At 63.4% G+C, this 16,442-nt stretch carries 20 protein-coding genes; 5 read left to right on the forward strand and 15 right to left on the reverse strand.

What is annotated here, in order from left to right:
• The gene (locus CIT25_RS01295; RefSeq protein WP_095482763.1) at nucleotides 1-498 is read left to right on the forward strand and encodes a GNAT family N-acetyltransferase; all 498 of its coding nucleotides are present in this window, start codon (nucleotides 1-3) and stop codon (nucleotides 496-498) included.
• Nucleotides 499-532: 34 nt separating this feature from the next.
• Here the strand turns inward: CIT25_RS01295 and CIT25_RS01300 are convergent, their stop codons facing one another.
• From CIT25_RS01300 to CIT25_RS01315, 4 genes are all read right to left on the reverse strand, one after another.
• Complete coding sequence (locus tag CIT25_RS01300; RefSeq protein WP_095482764.1) at nucleotides 533-850, reverse strand: DUF982 domain-containing protein; 318 nt, start codon at nucleotides 848-850, stop codon at nucleotides 533-535.
• A gap of 321 nt (nucleotides 851-1,171) precedes the next feature.
• Nucleotides 1,172-1,462 carry a hypothetical protein gene (locus CIT25_RS01305; protein WP_095482765.1) on the reverse strand — a complete coding sequence of 97 codons (291 nt, stop codon included), beginning with the start codon at nucleotides 1,460-1,462 and terminating at the stop codon, nucleotides 1,172-1,174.
• A 26-nt stretch (nucleotides 1,463-1,488) separates the two neighbouring features.
• On the reverse strand, nucleotides 1,489-3,120 hold the full coding sequence (groL, locus tag CIT25_RS01310) for a chaperonin GroEL (RefSeq protein ID WP_095482766.1): 1,632 nt from the start codon (nucleotides 3,118-3,120) through the stop codon (nucleotides 1,489-1,491).
• A 58-nt stretch (nucleotides 3,121-3,178) separates the two neighbouring features.
• Nucleotides 3,179-3,493 carry a co-chaperone GroES gene (locus tag CIT25_RS01315; protein WP_095482859.1) on the reverse strand — a complete coding sequence of 105 codons (315 nt, stop codon included), beginning with the start codon at nucleotides 3,491-3,493 and terminating at the stop codon, nucleotides 3,179-3,181.
• A 355-nt stretch (nucleotides 3,494-3,848) separates the two neighbouring features.
• Between CIT25_RS01315 and CIT25_RS01320 the strand changes: the two genes are divergently transcribed.
• Nucleotides 3,849-4,112 (forward strand): hypothetical protein, encoded by a 264-nt coding sequence (locus CIT25_RS01320; RefSeq protein WP_425351722.1) that lies wholly within the window; start codon nucleotides 3,849-3,851, stop codon nucleotides 4,110-4,112.
• A gap of 167 nt (nucleotides 4,113-4,279) precedes the next feature.
• Here CIT25_RS01320 and CIT25_RS01325 read toward each other — a convergent pair whose 3' ends face one another.
• The 3 genes from CIT25_RS01325 to CIT25_RS01335 all read right to left on the reverse strand — a co-directional run bounded on the left by CIT25_RS01325 (nucleotide 4,280) and on the right by CIT25_RS01335 (nucleotide 6,137).
• Nucleotides 4,280-4,957, reverse strand: a complete 678-nt coding sequence (locus CIT25_RS01325; protein WP_158302496.1) for an outer membrane protein — start codon at nucleotides 4,955-4,957, stop codon at nucleotides 4,280-4,282.
• A gap of 548 nt (nucleotides 4,958-5,505) precedes the next feature.
• Nucleotides 5,506-5,763: a DUF982 domain-containing protein gene (locus tag CIT25_RS01330; protein ID WP_095482768.1), complete on the reverse strand. Its 258-nt coding sequence runs from the start codon at nucleotides 5,761-5,763 to the stop codon at nucleotides 5,506-5,508.
• A 155-nt stretch (nucleotides 5,764-5,918) separates the two neighbouring features.
• Entirely contained in the window at nucleotides 5,919-6,137 is a 219-nt protein-coding gene (locus CIT25_RS01335; protein ID WP_370453334.1) for a hypothetical protein, read from the reverse strand.
• A gap of 231 nt (nucleotides 6,138-6,368) precedes the next feature.
• Between CIT25_RS01335 and CIT25_RS01340 the strand changes: the two genes are divergently transcribed.
• Nucleotides 6,369-6,830, forward strand: a complete 462-nt coding sequence (locus CIT25_RS01340) for an Hsp20 family protein (protein ID WP_095482769.1) — start codon at nucleotides 6,369-6,371, stop codon at nucleotides 6,828-6,830.
• Between the two features lie 55 nt (nucleotides 6,831-6,885).
• Nucleotides 6,886-7,422, forward strand: a complete 537-nt coding sequence (locus CIT25_RS01345) for an Hsp20/alpha crystallin family protein (protein WP_095482770.1) — start codon at nucleotides 6,886-6,888, stop codon at nucleotides 7,420-7,422.
• On the opposite strand, the gene CIT25_RS01350 is transcribed toward CIT25_RS01345, so the two are convergent.
• The 8 genes from CIT25_RS01350 to CIT25_RS01385 all read right to left on the reverse strand — a co-directional run bounded on the left by CIT25_RS01350 (nucleotide 7,397) and on the right by CIT25_RS01385 (nucleotide 15,526).
• The gene (locus CIT25_RS01350) at nucleotides 7,397-7,681 is read right to left on the reverse strand and encodes an EF-hand domain-containing protein (protein ID WP_245329727.1); all 285 of its coding nucleotides are present in this window, start codon (nucleotides 7,679-7,681) and stop codon (nucleotides 7,397-7,399) included. The two genes, CIT25_RS01345 and CIT25_RS01350, sit on opposite strands and share 26 nt — an antisense overlap.
• Nucleotides 7,682-8,505: 824 nt before the next feature.
• A complete protein-coding gene (locus CIT25_RS01355) occupies nucleotides 8,506-8,823 on the reverse strand; it encodes a hypothetical protein (RefSeq protein WP_095482771.1) in 318 nt (105 codons plus the stop codon).
• A gap of 255 nt (nucleotides 8,824-9,078) precedes the next feature.
• Nucleotides 9,079-9,975: a ribokinase gene (locus tag CIT25_RS01360; protein ID WP_095482772.1), complete on the reverse strand. Its 897-nt coding sequence runs from the start codon at nucleotides 9,973-9,975 to the stop codon at nucleotides 9,079-9,081.
• The gene (locus tag CIT25_RS01365) at nucleotides 9,972-10,847 is read right to left on the reverse strand and encodes a MurR/RpiR family transcriptional regulator (protein WP_095482773.1); all 876 of its coding nucleotides are present in this window, start codon (nucleotides 10,845-10,847) and stop codon (nucleotides 9,972-9,974) included. The genes CIT25_RS01360 and CIT25_RS01365 overlap by 4 nt, the downstream gene beginning before the upstream one ends.
• Nucleotides 10,844-11,821 (reverse strand): ABC transporter permease, encoded by a 978-nt coding sequence (locus tag CIT25_RS01370; RefSeq protein ID WP_167391024.1) that lies wholly within the window; start codon nucleotides 11,819-11,821, stop codon nucleotides 10,844-10,846. The genes CIT25_RS01365 and CIT25_RS01370 overlap by 4 nt, the downstream gene beginning before the upstream one ends.
• Before the next feature lie 16 nt (nucleotides 11,822-11,837).
• The gene (locus tag CIT25_RS01375) at nucleotides 11,838-13,364 is read right to left on the reverse strand and encodes a sugar ABC transporter ATP-binding protein (protein ID WP_095482774.1); all 1,527 of its coding nucleotides are present in this window, start codon (nucleotides 13,362-13,364) and stop codon (nucleotides 11,838-11,840) included.
• Nucleotides 13,365-13,433: 69 nt separating this feature from the next.
• The gene (locus tag CIT25_RS01380) at nucleotides 13,434-14,492 is read right to left on the reverse strand and encodes a sugar ABC transporter substrate-binding protein (RefSeq protein ID WP_095482775.1); all 1,059 of its coding nucleotides are present in this window, start codon (nucleotides 14,490-14,492) and stop codon (nucleotides 13,434-13,436) included.
• 44 nt (nucleotides 14,493-14,536) lie between these two features.
• A complete protein-coding gene (locus tag CIT25_RS01385) occupies nucleotides 14,537-15,526 on the reverse strand; it encodes a TIM barrel protein (protein WP_095482776.1) in 990 nt (329 codons plus the stop codon).
• Between the two features lie 297 nt (nucleotides 15,527-15,823).
• Here CIT25_RS01385 and CIT25_RS01390 point away from each other — a divergent pair, with 297 nt between their 5' ends.
• A complete protein-coding gene (locus CIT25_RS01390) occupies nucleotides 15,824-16,426 on the forward strand; it encodes a CDP-alcohol phosphatidyltransferase family protein (RefSeq protein ID WP_095482777.1) in 603 nt (200 codons plus the stop codon).
• Nucleotides 16,427-16,442: the final 16 nt, after the last annotated feature.

Consider the following 16,442-nt stretch of genomic DNA (forward strand, 5'->3'; position numbering starts at 1 on the left):
ATGACCCAGATCAGAACCATGACCGAACAGGACGTGCCGTCGGTATCGCAGCTCCTTGGCGAGTCCTGGCGCCGCACCTATTCGCCGATCATCGGCGCCGAGACCACGGCACGCATCTCGGACGGCCGTCACGCGCCGCAAAAGATCGCGGCGGAACTGGCCGACGACAACAAGATGTCGTTCGTCGCGGAACGGCCGGACGGCTCGATTGCCGGCTACGCGATGGCCGAAATGGACGAAACCGGCGACGTCATGCTCGACCGGCTCCACATCGACAAGAGCGAGTTCGGCACGGGGCTGGCCGCCGATATGCTGCATGCCGTCCTTGCCGCCCATTCGGGCATCCCCAGCATCGCCCTCGAAGTGATCGAAGGGAATGACCGGGCGATCGCATTCTACCGCAAGCACGGGTTCGAAGTGGTCGAGCGCAGGCCTGCGTCGCACGGCGTGGAAGGCCATGCGTCATTCATCATGCGCAGGCTGCTGCCACGGGCTTAGCACAGGTTTCCCCGCTCTCGCGATTTTTCGTCCGTCAAGCGGGTGCGTTCACACGCGGCGAACGCGTCGCCCAATCGGCAATCGTCCCACCCGCGACCGGTGAGCTCGTCTGCGGCGCGAGGAGATTGTTGCGGCGGGCAACCGCCACGAATGTCGCCCGCGCCGTCTCGGCGTCGATCTCGCCGTCCATCGCGGCCCGGCAAGCCTTGGCGGCGATGTCATGCGCGGCCGTCCGGCTCGCCGCCGGCCAGTCGGCAAGCAGCGCATAGGCTTCAGCGCCGCTTTCTATCTTCGACGGCGTGCCTAGGCCGGTAAGGATGGTGACCGGCTTTTCAAAAGAAGAACGATCCATGACACTCTCCTTTCGGAGTTCAACTGTCTCCATTCCGGGTTCAAGAATCTGGCCGGGTTCAAGAATCTGGCCGGTTCCGCGCGAATTTCGGACGCAGCTGACATCAGGATAGAAGACGTGGCGCCGGCGAGCCGGCGAGCCGGCACGGCCGGCGTGCTCGGCCGTGGTAGCGACCGATGCGCCTTGACCAGCGCCTCCAGCCAGGCCACCACGCCGAGAGGCGGATGCTCGCGCCCGCAGAGCCAGTTCCTTGCTCTGGAGACCGCATAGCCCGCCTCTTCGGCGAAATCGGTTTCCGACCATCTCAGCAGGCGCAGGCACTCACGCATCCGCGCCGCAATCATCTCCTCCCCCTTTGCCGGCTCCCAATCGCTGAGCCGACAGGAACATCAGCGTAAAGGCCGCCTTGCGGCGATCCCAACCGGCCGACTCGACTGCGTCAAGCAATCCGTCGACAAGCGGCGCCAGCGCCGTCTTGCACTCCGTTTCATAGTTGAAATCGGTCCTGGGTAGGGTCGGCGCGGCGATCTTTCCAAAACTGTTCATCATGTCCATGGCAACACCTGCATATGGTCCGGGCACGACCGTGCGCGCCTTCGCATCGGCGGGCACGGTCGTTTGTCCTCAGAGGCCTGGCGTCAGTAATCCATGCCGGCACCGGCAGGCATCGCCGGCGTGGCCCCTTCCTTCTTCGGCTTCTCGGCCACCATCGCCTCGGTGGTGACGAGTAGGCCGGCGACAGAGGCGGCGCCCTGCAGCGCAGTGCGCACGACCTTGGCCGGATCGATGACGCCCTGTGCGTAGAGGTCGCCGAACTCGTTGGTCTGCGCGTTCCAGCCATAGCCGAAGTCGGTCGTCTCGCGCAGCTTGCCGACGATGATCGAACCTTCCGCACCGGCGTTCTCGGCGATCTGGCGCACCGGCGCTTCGATGGCGCGACGCACGATGTCGACACCGGTCTTCTGGTCGGGATTGTCGACGGCGACGTTGTCGAGCGCCTTCGCCGCCCTGAGCAGCGCCACGCCGCCGCCGGGCAGGATGCCTTCCTCGACCGCCGCGCGTGTGGCGTGCATGGCATCGTCGACGCGATCCTTGCGCTCCCTGACCTCGATCTCTGTCGAGCCGCCGACGCGGATGACGGCGACACCGCCGGCGAGCTTGGCCAGCCGCTCCTGCAGCTTCTCGCGGTCGTAGTCGGAGGTGGTTTCCTCGATCTGCGCCTTGATCTGGCTGATGCGCGCCTGGATTTCATCCTTGCGGCCGGCACCGTCGACGATGGTGGTGTTCTCCTTCTCGATCAGCACCTTCTTGGCGCGGCCAAGCATCTCCAGCGTGACGTTCTCAAGCTTGATGCCGAGGTCTTCCGAGATCGCCGTGCCGCCGGTCAGGATGGCGATGTCTTCCAGCATGGCCTTGCGGCGGTCACCGAAGCCCGGCGCCTTGACGGCTGCAACCTTCAGGCCGCCGCGCAACTTGTTGACGACCAGCGTCGCCAGCGCCTCGCCCTCGACGTCCTCGGCGATGATCAGCAGCGGCTTGCCGGATTGCACGGCGGCCTCGAGCACGGGAAGCATGGCCTGCAGGTTGGAGAGCTTCTTCTCGTGGATCAGCACATAGGGTTCTTCAAGTTCGACCCGCATCTTGTCCTGGTTGGTGATGAAATAGGGCGAGAGGTAGCCACGGTCGAACTGCATGCCTTCGACCACTTCCAACTCGGTCTCAGCGGTCTTGGCCTCCTCGACAGTGATGACGCCCTCATTGCCGACCCTTTCCATCGCCTCTGCGAGGAAACGGCCGATCTCGGCATCGCCATTGGCAGAGATGGCGCCGACCTGGGCGATTTCGTCGTTCCTGGTCACCTTGCGGGCATTGGATTTCAGGTCGGCGACGACGGCGTCGACCGCCTTGTCGATGCCGCGCTTCAGGTCCATCGGGTTCATGCCGGCAGCGACCGCCTTGGCCCCTTCCCTGACAATGGCCTGAGCAAGAATCGTCGCGGTCGTGGTGCCATCGCCGGCGGTGTCGCTGGTCTTCGAGGCGACCTCGCGCACCATCTGCGCGCCCATGTTCTCGAACTTGTCCTCAAGCTCGATCTCTTTCGCCACCGTCACGCCGTCCTTGGTGATGCGCGGGGCGCCGAACGACTTGTCGAAGACAACGTTGCGGCCCTTGGGACCGAGCGTCACCTTCACCGCATTGGCGAGAATATCGACGCCGCGCAACATCTTCTCGCGGGCTTCGGTATGGAATTTCACATCCTTGGCAGCCATTGGATAACTCCTTCAAATAGGCAGCTTTTCGTTGACTGATTGCTTGTTGCGGCCCCGCTCAGGCGGCCTTCTTCACTTCGCCGGTCAATTCGATCACCCCCAACACGTCGCTCTCCTTCATGATGAGCAGGTCTTCGCCATTGAGCTTGATCTCGGTGCCGGACCACTTGCCGAACAGGATGCGATCGCCGACCTTGACGTCCAGCGGCTGCAGCTGGCCGCTATCGTCACGCGCCCCGGGACCGGCGGCAATCACTTCGCCTTCCTGCGGCTTTTCCTTGGCGGTGTCGGGAATGATGATGCCGCCCGCGGTCTTCTCGTCGACCTCGATGCGGCGGACCAGGATACGGTCATGCAATGGACGGAACGCCATGTCGTTCTCCTCATAGGACAAACAGATTTTCTTGGACCTCCCTTCGCAGCCGGCCGGTACAACGGCCGATGCGACGGTGCGCGACCCTTGCTCAGGCATCGCGCATATCGAATTAGTCTGCCGATTCAGGCTTTCAAGAGGACGCCGAAAAAATTTTAGCACTCGCCATGGTCGAGTGCCAACACACTGTAATTGTGGCGCTATTCCAGAATTTGAACTGACGGATGCGGCTTGAAATCGCGGCGCAGCCTTTCCGACATCCTTGTCGGTCCCGGCACGCCTGCCGGCGGCCGGAACCGATGAGTAAGCGGAGGCGTTTTTCCATGCGGAGGACGGTAACGATTTCTGGCTCCAGATGCAGGGTTTTGGCCCGATAACGGCAGAGATCCATTATCGTCTTCCCGACTATCAGGACCTGCTGCAGCTCTTAATTTGGCAGGAATACGACATCACCCCGGATTTCCCGACGCTGAAGCATTTCCTCGACTATTGGGAACGTGAGATCGAAGGCCCGCTGCATTCCGTGCGCGTCGCCCACCCTGATCCAGCCCTCCGAGTGGCGAGCGGTGGGCGGCGTCATCACCCTGCAATGACACAGCAAGAGGCGGCGCCTTCATGAAAGTCGCCGCTTTTGCAACACAGCGCGTCGACGCTGCCGGTGGCGTCGCACATCGTCCCACGTCGCGACCGACGCCTACGGGCCTGTAGAGCGGCCGGCGACAAGGTCAACCTGAGCCGTCCCTTGGCCAACTACTCGGACACCAAGATCATGAGCCGCTAGGGAGATCAGAACTTGTAGGCCGCTCCGATGCGGAAATCGTGTGTGTGGATATCGACGGAAAGGTCCTCGTCTACCGGTTGGGAAACGAAATCCTTCTTGTCGAATTCCGTGTAGCGGTACTCGCCACGCAGGAGCCAGTTGTCGGTCAGCGCATATTCGCCGCCCGCGCCCAAGGTCCACCCGACAAGGTTGTCGTCGGCGGAGCCGTAGGGAGCGCCCGCGGCGAATTCCTCGAAACCGAAGCGACCAAAGGCGACGCCGCCCGTCACATAGGGCAGGAAGCGGTCAATGGCATAACCCAGGCGCATCCGAACCGAGCCGGTCCAGTCGATCTCGGTCGTGCTCGAGAAAATGTCGTCGCCCGGCGCTACATCCGAACCTCCGACATCGCCCCAGGCGATGTCGGCTTCGGCGCCCAACACGATACCGTTGGTGAATTGATAATTGTAGCCGACGTAGACCCCGCCGATGAACCCGTCGAGGTCATGGCGGTAGTTGTAGGCGGGGTTGATATAGATATAGTCGGCGCGGCCTTCGAAGACATAGCCGACCTGGCCGCCGACATAGAGCCCTGACCAGCTGTAGGCCGACTCGGCGACACGGACCTCCTCGACGACCGCGTCGGCAGCGAAAGCGGTCGACGCGAGGAACGATAGCGATAGACCGAGAAACAGCTTCTTCATTGGTGGCTTCCCCCTCATTGATGTGTGCTGTCGTTAACACAACCTGACGGCCGGCACTGTGGCATAAGCGCAACGGGTAGTAGTATACGCGCAACAGAGGGGCGCGCATGAGTTCGATCGCAGGATACTTGGCACATGGAGCCGAAGAAAGGCTCTGAAGTGGCCGTGGAACGGCCGGAGATCAGCAACTGCGAGGGTGAAGAGAACGCACCCATCGCGACCATCCGTCGAGCCATCAATGAGTGAACCACCCATGGCGTGGGATCGAGCGATCTCGATCCTCGGCATCAACAGAACCCGCGACAACGATCTAGGCCCATGGTGAAAGCCCTGGGCCTTCTTCCTTGGAGCAACCCCCAAAAGGACTGTGACCCGGCGCAGCCGCCCGGACGTCCTCCTGCGCTGGAAGGAATGTTGCGCCGAATGCAAGCGAAGGAGAGACCTGAAATGACGCTCCCGAGCTACATAAACCGGCCGGGCAGAAGATCGTCGGAGCCCTGACGTTCAGGTAGTTGACTTCAGGTAGTTGACGTTCAGGTAGTTGACGTTCAGGTGGATTTACGTCCCGTGACAAGCAGTCCGGCCGTGCGAGCCGCCTTGACGAAGGCCGTGCGAGCCTCGCGGGCGGTGCGCCAACCGTCGAGCGCGTCGCGGCAGGCGCGATAGGCTGCGCGCCAGCTCCGGCCCCGCGCCCGGTCCGGCCACTGCTGCATGCATTCGATGGCTTCCCAACTGCTGGCGACCTTGCGCTCTCCGACGGATTGGAGCTTGAGTGTGATCGGCTCGGAAAACGGGACGTCCTTCATCACTTTCTCCTTCTTTCTGTTTTTAGAGCAAGTAGCATCCTCGAGTAAGCAGGAAGGCGGCCCGATCGGCGCCGGTGAACGAGATGGTTCGTCTGCCTGCGCGCTTCAAGACCTCCCTGCCCAAACCCCTATCCCCTGCCCGACGCAACGGCCGGTTATAAGTCGTCGTCCGGCGGCTCGAGAAGCCCGATCAGCGTCGCCACCCTTGCCGACGGCAGAGGGCGGCCCTCGTTCACCAGCGCCTCATCGGCGCCGACCCAGGCAAAGGCCTCGCGCAACTCCTCGATCGTCGCGCCGGTCGAGGCGATGTCGGCGATGACGGCGTCGTCCACCGGGCCCAGCACCGATATGATGTCGTCGCGTTTCATGGTCATGATATCCTCCATGCGGCGTGCCGGCGCGACCCACAAATGAAGGTTGAAACCGGCATTGCCAGCCACAATCTGGCAACAAAAAATCTGGCAGCGGGACAGAATCTGGGTCTTGATTTCGGGCTGACAATAACCAAATCAAAATTGCCGGTTGCTGAATGGGGCCGGCAGAACCCAGGGAGCGCCAGCTCTTTGGCGTTCCTCGTACTATATTGCTCTATGGAGGATGTAGCTATGAGAACCGCATCCGATTTTTCCCCGCTCTATCGGTCGAGCATCGGTTTCGACCGCATCTTCGACCTTCTGGAAAACGCGCCTCAGACTGACAGCTGGCCGCCTTATGACATCGAGCGAAGCGACGAAAACAGCTATCGCGTGACGATCGCGGTCGCCGGCTTTTCCGAAGACGATCTCGACATCAGCCACGAGCCCAACCTTCTGATCGTCTCTGGCGAGCGCAAGGAACAGGACAAGGTTGAATATCTGCATCGCGGCCTGCCGGTGCGACCGTTCACACGGCGCTTCGAGCTTGCCGATCACATGACGGTCACCGGCGCCTCGCTCAACAACGGCCTGCTGACGATCGACCTCGTGCGCGAAGTGCCCGAGGAGATGAAGCCGCGTCGCATCACGATCACTAGGGAAGACGGCGCGCCGAAGGCCGGGCAGGTTGAGAAGCCGAAGCAGGCCGCCTGAGCGAGGGTGAACTCTGGCGCCGCCTGGCACAACCAGTCGAGAAAGGAGAACACCAATGGCTATTCGTGATCTCATTCCCTGGGGCCGGGAGAATAGTCCGGTTCCCAGCTTCTATCGTGACGATGACCGGGATCCGTTCATGGCGTTGCATCGCGAGATGAACCGCATGATCGACGACGCATTCCGCGGTTTCGAAACGCGCATGCCCTCGTTCAGCGGATTTTCGTCGGCGCGCGCCAACTGGCCGAGCGTTGAGATCTCCGACGGCGAGAAGGAGGTCCGCGTGACCGCCGAAATCCCCGGCATGGACGAGAAGGACATCGAGGTGCTGCTCGACGACGGCGTGCTGACGCTGCGCGGCGAGAAGCGCTCCGAGACCGAGGACAAGGACAGGCACTTCTCCGAGCGGTTCTACGGCCGCTTCGAGCGCCGCATCCCGCTCGGCTACGAGGTCGAGGAGGACAAGGTGAATGCTGCCTTCCATAACGGCGTGCTCAGCGTGACGCTGCCCAAGACCCAGCGCGCGCAGACGAAGGCCAGGCGCATCGCCATCAGCGGCAGTGCCGTCAGTCCCGGCAAGAGCAAGCACTGACAACATCGGCAGCCGGACGCGCACGCGCCCGGCTGCGCTCAGTCGGTGCATACGCCACCCGACTCCCGCGCTTGCGATCGAGCTTCGTGAACATGCGCTCGCGCGCCGCAAGCATCTCATCCCTGGAAATCGCGCCGTCGCCATTGGTGTCGAGCCGTTGCAGGATGCGCTTTCCCGGCGTGTCGTTTCCCTGGCCGTGCGCTGCGGAAAGCGGCACGAGCCCCATAAGCAGGGCCGCAATGAGTGCTGAACGTTGCATGGTGATGGTCCTTTCGCTGTCATTGGTCGCGCCGTCGTGGGTTTTGGCGGCGACTGCTGACCGATACGCAGGAAGGACCCTGCCCCTACGCTCGCCGGCGAAAAATTCTCGCCAAGCAACCGGCCCGCGCTGACAGACGATCAAGCAATATCATGCGGGCCGTGATCGATATCTAGTCAAGCAAACTCACTATTTGCAGGACCAGGACCAACAGCACAAAGCCAAGGACGGATGCAAAGAGAGCGATCCAAAAAACGGAGCGTTGCTTTCTGCTCACGGCTTTCCCCCCAGCGCACATCCCCTGCCCACCATACGAACGTTGGTCTCATAAAGTTTGCTTGAGGCCGGCGGAGAGGAGCAACCATGACTGCTTCAGGCAAAAAGAATCTCTTGCCAGGGTGCTCGTTCACGAGGGCGGTTACATCCTTCATCCAGACTATGCGGAACATTAGCATCTTCTAATAGTTGTATTTGAGCAGTGGAGCCTTCGGGCTCCCACTGCAGATCGGGCTGCAACCTGATCGGCCCGCGCTCTCCGCCAGAGGCGCGGGCTTTCATTTGTTCGGCCGATGCGCCAGGCCACACGCTGGCCGCACATTGGAAGTCTGCGGGAGCATTAGTAGCAGAGGTCGCTACCGTGGCGTTCCTGGCGCCCAGGCAACGGAGTCCGTCGTCCGACAGGGCGGCGGGCTTTCGTTTCAATTGTCGAACTTTATCGGCTTGTCGGAGCTGAGCGAACAGCCTCGCCATCCGCTCGCATCCGGTACGATGCAGAAACGCTAGCCCACATGAGCAATCCTGGCATGGACGCTGCTGGAGCAAGTCTACAGAACAGGAGCCAATTCCAGCATCACGAAAGCGGTGACACCCAGCACGACAAGGGCATAGGCCGCATAAAGAACAAGCAGCAACACTTCAAAATCGCGGAACAAGGCTGTGGTAGCCTTGATCTGTTGCGGCTCTCTTTTCTCGATGAGGTCGGCTTCGGGGTGCCCCGCTCTGACGACGACATAGCCAATCCTGTCGTTCTCGGCTGCCTGCAATATCCGTTCCGCGATATCGAGAGCGATCACCGGATCATCGGCCAGCTGATTGCCCGCTATCCGGTATTCAGTAACAGTCTGGATTTCATGCTCTCTCATGCACGCTTAACCGCGTCATTTAAATTAGGTTCCACTAAAATACCGATGTCTGCGACCGAGCCGGTCGTCACATAACCGGGCGTCAACAATCCTAGGCCGCGAACCCCTGCCCCGCGTCCTCCAATTAAATGGCTCCCTATGGGCTGTTACGCATCTGCCGCGTGCCCGACAAGGCACCGCAAAAGAGTTCCCCGGCGATGTCGAAGTCACCGGGGCCAGGCGGGAGGCGCGCGCCCCCTTCTCAGCGCCCTTGCCTCAGATCGCCTCGCGCTCCCGTTCCGGCGTAGCGACCAGCAAGGCCGCGGCGGCATTGGCGGCGGCGATGGCGGCCTCGACCTGATGCCCGCGGGCAAGGCCTGCCGCGAACGCGCCAACGAACTCGTCGCCGGCTCCATGGGTGCTGACGACCTCCACCGGGATGGCGGGCAGCGCGAACGCGTGACCGTCACGGTCGCAATAGGCAACGCCCTCCCCGCCGGCCGTGACGATCGCGGCCGGGCAGAAATCGATCAGCATGCGTGCCGCCTCGGCAGCACCCTCGAGCGCATCGACGACCGGAACGCCGGCCAGAAATTCCGCCTCGATGGCGTTGACGATCACGACATCAACCAACGCGACCAATTCGTCCGACAGTTTCCGGGCGGGTGCGGCATTGAGCACGACGCGGCCGCCATGCGCCTTCACCGCCCGCGCTGCGGCGATGTTGGCGGGTTCCGGGACCTCGTTCTGCAGCAGCAGCACCGCAGTTTGCGCAACCATTTCGGTCGCGGCCGCGATGTCCTTCTCCCCCAAGGTGAGATTACTGCCTGAGACGATCACCGCGCCATAGTCGCCGCCGTCGTCGAAGATCGCCACGCTCATGCCCGAGCCGGCGCCAGGCGCGACCCGCACGAAGCGGCTGTCGACGCGGCAGCGACCGAGATTGTCGAGAAGCGCCCGGCCGAAATCGTCATCGCCGACCGCGCCGATCATCGCTGCGCGCACGCCGGCCCGTGCCGCCGAGACAGCCTGGTTCCCGCCCTTGCCGCCGCATTTCGGCTGCCAGGCATGGCCGGTCACGGTTTCACCCCTGCGCGGGCGGTCAGGCGCTTCGACCATGATGTCGTAATGCAGGCTGCCGAACACGGTGACCAGCGGACTCGGTGGCGTCATGTGCCCCTGTCCCGGCGCTTCGACGTCACCGCCGACATCGTGCGGCCGAGATTGCGCTCCGCCGCCTGGTAATCGCCCTGGGCCACCGCCACGAACAGCGCGTCGAGAATGTTGAGCTGAGCGATACGCGCCGCCGCGTTCTCGCCCATCAGCGGCGAGCCTTGCGCGGTCGAGCACAGCACGATGTCGGCGATATCAGCCAGCGGCGAGTTGTCGTAGTTGGTGATCGCCAGCGTCCGCGCGCCGCTCTTGCGGGCGAGCTGGATGGCATCGATGACAGCGCTGGTGTTGCCGGAATGCGAGAAGCCGACGGCGATGTCGTCGGCGCCGAGCAGCGAGGCCGACATCAGCATCATGTGCGAATCGTCGTAGACGGACGCGCGGATGCCGATGCGCAGGAATTTATGCGAGACGTCGCGCGCGATCTGCGCCGAGCCGCCGACGCCGTAGAAATCCCGGTTCTTGGCGCGATAGAGAAGATCGGCGGCGCGGTCGAAATCGTCCATGTCGAGGATGGCCAGCGTCTCCTCCAGTGCCTGGATGGAGGTGCGGAACACTTTTTGGACGATCTCGGCCGAGCTGTCGTCGACCGACAGCTCCTGGTGCATTTCGGCGGTCGGCAGACGACTGTATTCGTAGACGGCGGTGCGGAAGTCGCGATAGCCGGAAAAGCCCAGCTTCTTGGCGATCTTGACGACCATCGCCTCCGACACGCCGGCTTCTTCGGCGATCTGCTTGAGCGGAATGGTCTCGTCGAAGCCGCGCCTCCCGAAGACGGTTTCCACCACCTTGGCCTCGAGCGGCGTCAGATGCGGCATCATCATGCGGATCCGCGGTCCTACTGCTTTCAGATCCAGGCTGGTCAAGGTCATCCACGTCCCCTCGTCACGCGATCGATAAGCATCGCGGCGAGGATTATAAGGCCAGTTGCCAGCAGCTGATAGAAGGACTGGACATTCATCAATGTCAGGCCGTTGCGCATGGTGCCGAGGATGACGGCGCCCAGGATGGTGCCGACCACGCTGCCCTTGCCGCCCATCAGCGAGGCGCCGCCGATGGCCGCCGCGGCAATCGCATCGAGCTCCCAGAGGTTGCCAAGAATGGGCTCGGCAGCACCCAGCCGGCCGATCAGGATCTGCGCAGCAAGGGCGGCAAGCAGGCCCGAGATCATATACGCGGCGATCTTGGTGCGGGCGATCGGCACGCCGGCTATGTAGGCGGCCTCCTCATTGCCGCCGACGGCGAGCAGATATTCGCCGAACGGCGTCTTCTTGAGGATGATCCAGGCGATCAGCGCGACCACGGCCACGATGATGACCGCCAATGGCAGCCCGAACAGCGAGCCGTTGAAGATGGCGCGGAAGCCGGCAGGCAGGCCGAGCACCGGATTGCCGCCGGTATAGATCAGCGCCAGCGCCCGGTAGGTGCTCAGCGTTCCCAGCGTGACGATGAAAGGCTGCAGCCCGACATAAGCGACCAGCACGCCGTTGAGCAGGCCGCAGACGAGGCCGACGGCGAAACCGGCGGCGATGGCCAGCGGAAACGGCACGCCGGCGACCAGCATCGAGGCAGAGATGACGGCCGAAAGGGCTGCCGTCGGCCCGACGGACAGATCGATGCCGCCCGAGATGATCACCAGCGTCATGCCCAGCGCCAGGCAGGCGTTGATGCTCGATTGCTGCAGGATGTTGATCAGGTTGCGCTCGGCAAAGAAGCCCGGGACCAGCGCACCGAAGACGGCGAGGATCACCACCAGGCCGATCAGCGTGCCGGCGTCGCGCACGGAAAACCGGTGCAGGAAATCCGCCCGTGAGCGCGCTGCTGTGTGTTCGGTTATATCAGTCATCCGCTGGTCCTGTCCGTTATGCACCGGCCCGATGGCCTTGCGCCGTGCCGGCCTTCCCTTCCGTTTGCGGTATCGCGTGGGCCGCGATCGCCTGTTCGCTGAGATCAGCCCGACCGAGTTCGGCGGCGACCATGCCGTCGCGCATGACCAGCACGCGGTCGGCGAGCCGGATCACCTCGGGAAGCTCGGACGACACGACGATTACCGAATGGCCTTCGGCGGCGAGCTCCTCGATCAAGTGATAGATCTCCGCCTTGGCGCCGACATCGATGCCGCGCGTCGGCTCGTCGAACAAAAGGATGCGCGTTCCCGCCGCCAGCCAGCGGCCGATGATCGCCTTCTGCTGGTTGCCGCCGCTGAACAGCCGGATCGGCCGGTCGAGCAGGAACGGCCTGAGATTGACCCGCTTCATCTTCTCGGCCGCGACCCGTTTCAGCCTGGTGTGATCGATGACGCCGCGCGGCGCGAACACGCCCATCGATGCCAGCGCCATATTGCTGGAGATCGAGCGCAGCGGCACGATGCCTTCGCGCTTGCGCTCCTCCGGCACCAGGCCGATACCGGCGGCGATGGCATCGCGCGGACTGGAAAGTTTTACCGCCTTGCCGTCGATCTCGACCGCGCCTGATGAGGCGCGGTCGGCACCGGCCAGCAGCCGCAGCAGTTCGGTGCGGCCCGAGCCGACCAGGCCGGCAATGCCCAGCACCTCGCCGCGATGCAGGTCGAACGAGACGTCATGGACCTTGGTGGGCGAGGCGAGGCCGCGAACGCTCAACCTGACCTCGCTGGAGGTGTGCGAGCGGTGCTGTTCCTGGGCAAGCTCGCGGCCGACCATCATCGAAACGACGGCCTTTTCCAACACCTGCGCAAGATCGACGGACCCGACCACGACGCCGTCGCGCATGATGGTGGCGCGCTGGCAGGTGCCGAACACCTCGTCCAATTTGTGCGAGACATAGACGACCGCGACACCGTCGCGGGCGAGGCCGGCAATGACTTCGGCCAGGCGCTCGAATTCTTTCGGCGTCAGGCTCGATGTCGGCTCGTCCATCGCCACGATGCGCGCGCGATCGAGTAGCGCCCGGGCGATCTCGACGATCTGCCGCTGCGCGACCTTCAGGCTGCCGAGCGGCGCTGCCGGATCGATCGTTGGGTCGATGGCCGCAAGGGCTTCCGCAGCGCGGCGTTCCTGCTCGCGCCGTGCGACGAAGATGCCGCCACGCGTCAGCGGATGGCCGAGGAACATGTTCTGGGCGACGCTGAGGTGCGGCACCTGCTGCAATTCCTGATGGATCATGGCGACGCCCGCGGCGCGTGCGGCGACCGGATTGCTCAGCGTCACCGGCTTGCCGTCGATCAGCACGCTTCCCGCCGTCGGCCTGTAGACCCCCGAAAGGATGCGCAGCAGCGTCGATTTGCCGGCGCCGTTCTCACCGAGCAGGCCATGAATTTCGCCGCCGCCGACCGAAAAGGACACATCGCTCAGCGCCCGCACGGCCGGAAACGTCTTGGAAATGCCCTCGAATTGCAGCCGGGGTGACATTGGTTCGTTCTCCGGGCAAGGGTGCCAGCCGTGAGCGAGATGCTCTTGCCGGCACCCGCCCTTGTGCCCTTAGTTGCCCGCTGCCGCGTCCTCGAGCAGCGCCTTGCGCACGGCGTCGCCGGCGCCGGAGTAACGGTCGGCATTGTCCTTGGTGATCAGCGCCTGCGGCGTGGCGACGACGCGCGGCAGCTTCTGCCCGGCCACCAGTCGCAACGCCGATTCCAGCGCCACCTCGCCGGTCAGCACCGGGAAACTGTCGACGGTGCCGGTCAGCTCGCCGGCGCGGATCGAGGCATAGGCGTCGGAGATGCCGTCGGTGCCGAAGACGGCAACCTTGTCTTGCAGGCCGGCGGCCTTGACCGCTTCGACGATGCCCAGCGCCATGCCGTCATTGTTGGCATAGAAGCCGATCAGGTCGGGGTGCTGCTGCAGGATGTTGGTGGCCGCGTCGTAGGAGGTCTGGCGATCCCAGTTGCCGGGGACGCTGGCGACGACCTCGAACTTGCCGGCCTCGGTGATCGTGGTCTTGAAGCCGTCGGTGCGCTGGACGGCCGCATAGACGCCGGCCTGGCCTTCGACGATGGCGACCTTGCCGCCGTCCGGCCGGTTCTTGATGAACCATTTGGCGACGCGCACGCCATTGTCGCGCTGGACATTGCCGACATAATGCTCGGCCTGCGGGATGACGGCGTCGTTGACGTTGACCACGGGCACGTTAGCGGCTTTGGCCTGTTCCATGATCGGCTGCAGGTTGGAGTCGGTCTGCGGCGAGACGAGCAGCACGTTGTAGCCTTGCGTGACCAGGCCTTCGGCGATGGTGAGCTGGCCGAGCTGGTCGCCCTCGCTCTGCGCCGCCTGATAGACGACCGGGACAGCGACGCGGTCGCCGAACGACTTGTAGCCCTCACCCAGCGAGCGCCAGTATTCGTTGGTCAGCGTCTTGGAGACGGCGCCCGCCTTGGTGCCGTCGGGCAGCTTGGGGAACGCACCGAACTTGGCCTCGAGCTGCGACCAGTCGATGCGATCCTTCTCGGTGTCGGAATTGAGCGGCGCGAGGTCCGCGGAAAAAGCCGAGCCGATGGACAGCGCCATCAGTGCAGCGGTGGCGGTGGCAAGCAGAAATTTCATGGTCTTTCCTCCCTTGTTGAAAAACGGTCTATGCCGCCGGAGCCTCAGCTGTCCGGTCCGAGCATGGCTTCCTGGATGATGGCCTGCGACGCGACCGCGTCCTGACGGTCGACGGCGGCGGACAGGCGGTTGTCCTTTTCCAGCCGATCGACGACGCGCAGCATGCGCTTGACGGTGGCGATGTTGACTTCGCATTCGTGGACCGGATCGAGCCCGGTCATGTCGGGGAACGTGTCGAAGTAGATGGCGCCGGCGTAGCCGTCGCGGCGGATCTGCCTGAGCAGCTCGATCGTCTGCAGCGTGTGCACCGCGCCGACCATCAGGCCGTCGTCGCGCTTGGCGTAGCCATCGTTGAGATGCACGCCGAGCAGCTTGCTATGGCGCGTCACGAGTGCTGCGGCAAAGGCCGGCTGCTCGTCGGCGTAGAGCACATGGGCGAAATCGAGCGTCACGCCGAGATTGGGCAGGCCGATCTCGCGGATCGCCAGCAATGTCGTCGCCGCGTCGGGCATCAGGCTGTAGGAGCGCGGCTCGTTGGGCTTGTATTCGAGGCTGATCTGGCAATCGGGATCATGCACCGCAACTTCACGGATTCCATCGATTTCGTGTTGCCACAGCGTCGCGTAATCGGCCTGGAAAGCATAGTCGAAGCCATCCTGCCCTAGCCACAGCGTCATCAGACTGGCGCCCGCTTCGCGCGCTGCGTCAATGCCGGCCTTGGTCAGGTCGATGGCTTCGCGGCGAACCGCGGGATCAGGATTGGTGAAGGCGCCGAGCTTGAAGGCCGGGTTGGAATAATAACGCATGGCGAAGCCATTGATCGAAAGCCCGACATCGCCGAGCTTTCGCGCCATTTCTGCAGGCTTTTCGCCGACATGATCGGGAAAATTCAAGTCGAGGTCGGTCAACCCCGCAACCTTCGCCGCACGCGCCGCCATCTGCAGCATCGACGGCTTGCCGACAAGGTCCGGCCATTCGGCCTGCGGCCGCGAGGCAAAGGAATTCAGGCGCGTGGCGAAACGATTGGTTGTCATGGGTGACCCTTCGACTGACATAACTTCACATATTTTAGGATATTTGTAAAGTTATATTCGAGAAATGAGCCATCCGCTGCGACCAAGCGGCGGACGCTGTTTCGATCCGGCATGATAGCGGCCGCAGACGAGCTCGGCCTCGAAGTGGTTGCCGCGCCGGAACCTTAGGGCTTAGCTCTCAAATGATCTGTCCGGCGCTACCAATCGTAACCATGTACAACCGCTCGCAGCCCTTGCGTCTTGGGCGCCAATTGATCATCGTCGTTGGCACTATGTTGTGGCCGGGGGGTTCCGCACATGCCGACGCTCTATGCGCTGAAACCGGCCTTCCAGGCCAAGCTGCGGCCGATCGCCGACCGGCTGGCCGTGGCCGGCGTCACCGCCAACCAGATCACGCTGCTGGCCGCCGCCCTGTCGGTCGCCACCGGCATTCTGGTCGCGGCCCTTGCCGGCCATCGCGCGGTCTTCCTGCTGATGCCGGTTGTGCTGTTCGCGCGCATGGCGTTGAACGCCATCGACGGCATGCTGGCGCGTGAGCATGGTCAGGCCTCGAAGCTTGGCATGTACCTCAACGAGCTCTGCGACGTCGTTTCGGACCTCGCGCTGATCCTGGCCTTTGCCGTCATCTTCCCAGCCTGGGGCGTCGTCGCTTTCGCCATCGCGGCGATCGTCGTGGAGTTCACCGGCGTGCTCGGCATAGCGGCGGGCACGGGGCGCAACTATGCCGGGCCGTTCGGCAAGAGCGACCGAGCGCTGGCGCTCGGCATCATCGCCTTCCTCATCGCCTGTGGCCTGTGGATCGCGGCGATCGCGCCGTTTGTGTTTCCGGCAATGGCTACACTCTCGCTGGTGACCGCCATCAACCGGATACGCAGCGGCCTTAACGGGAGCGACGATTGAAATTCCGGTCGCGTCC

It is taken from the genome of Mesorhizobium mediterraneum, from assembly GCF_002284565.1.
Lineage (GTDB): Bacteria > Pseudomonadota > Alphaproteobacteria > Rhizobiales > Rhizobiaceae > Mesorhizobium > Mesorhizobium mediterraneum.

Bases quoted from the DNA above. Each gene is read 5' to 3' on its own strand.
- CIT25_RS01315 (WP_095482859.1), bottom strand. From the start codon at position 3,493: ATGGCGTTCCGTCCATTGCATGACCGTATCCTGGTCCGCCGCATCGAG.
- CIT25_RS01330 (WP_095482768.1), bottom strand. From the start codon at position 5,763: ATGAAGGACGTCCCGTTTTCCGAGCCGATCACACTCAAGCTCCAATCC.
- CIT25_RS01295 (WP_095482763.1), top strand. From the start codon at position 1: ATGACCCAGATCAGAACCATGACCGAACAGGACGTGCCGTCGGTATCG.
- CIT25_RS01380 (WP_095482775.1), bottom strand. From the start codon at position 14,492: ATGAAATTTCTGCTTGCCACCGCCACCGCTGCACTGATGGCGCTGTCC.
- CIT25_RS01355 (WP_095482771.1), bottom strand. From the start codon at position 8,823: ATGAGAGAGCATGAAATCCAGACTGTTACTGAATACCGGATAGCGGGC.
- CIT25_RS01350 (WP_245329727.1), bottom strand. From the start codon at position 7,681: ATGCAACGTTCAGCACTCATTGCGGCCCTGCTTATGGGGCTCGTGCCG.
- groL (WP_095482766.1), bottom strand. From the start codon at position 3,120: ATGGCTGCCAAGGATGTGAAATTCCATACCGAAGCCCGCGAGAAGATG.
- CIT25_RS01300 (WP_095482764.1), bottom strand. From the start codon at position 850: ATGGATCGTTCTTCTTTTGAAAAGCCGGTCACCATCCTTACCGGCCTA.
- CIT25_RS01365 (WP_095482773.1), bottom strand. From the start codon at position 10,847: ATGACCTTGACCAGCCTGGATCTGAAAGCAGTAGGACCGCGGATCCGC.
- CIT25_RS01375 (WP_095482774.1), bottom strand. From the start codon at position 13,364: ATGTCACCCCGGCTGCAATTCGAGGGCATTTCCAAGACGTTTCCGGCC.
- CIT25_RS01385 (WP_095482776.1), bottom strand. From the start codon at position 15,526: ATGACAACCAATCGTTTCGCCACGCGCCTGAATTCCTTTGCCTCGCGG.
- CIT25_RS01370 (WP_167391024.1), bottom strand. From the start codon at position 11,821: ATGACTGATATAACCGAACACACAGCAGCGCGCTCACGGGCGGATTTC.
- CIT25_RS01340 (WP_095482769.1), top strand. From the start codon at position 6,369: ATGAGAACCGCATCCGATTTTTCCCCGCTCTATCGGTCGAGCATCGGT.
- CIT25_RS01345 (WP_095482770.1), top strand. From the start codon at position 6,886: ATGGCTATTCGTGATCTCATTCCCTGGGGCCGGGAGAATAGTCCGGTT.
- CIT25_RS01320 (WP_425351722.1), top strand. From the start codon at position 3,849: ATGCAGGGTTTTGGCCCGATAACGGCAGAGATCCATTATCGTCTTCCC.
- CIT25_RS01335 (WP_370453334.1), bottom strand. From the start codon at position 6,137: ATGACCATGAAACGCGACGACATCATATCGGTGCTGGGCCCGGTGGAC.
- CIT25_RS01325 (WP_158302496.1), bottom strand. From the start codon at position 4,957: ATGAAGAAGCTGTTTCTCGGTCTATCGCTATCGTTCCTCGCGTCGACC.
- CIT25_RS01360 (WP_095482772.1), bottom strand. From the start codon at position 9,975: ATGACGCCACCGAGTCCGCTGGTCACCGTGTTCGGCAGCCTGCATTAC.
- CIT25_RS01390 (WP_095482777.1), top strand. From the start codon at position 15,824: ATGCCGACGCTCTATGCGCTGAAACCGGCCTTCCAGGCCAAGCTGCGG.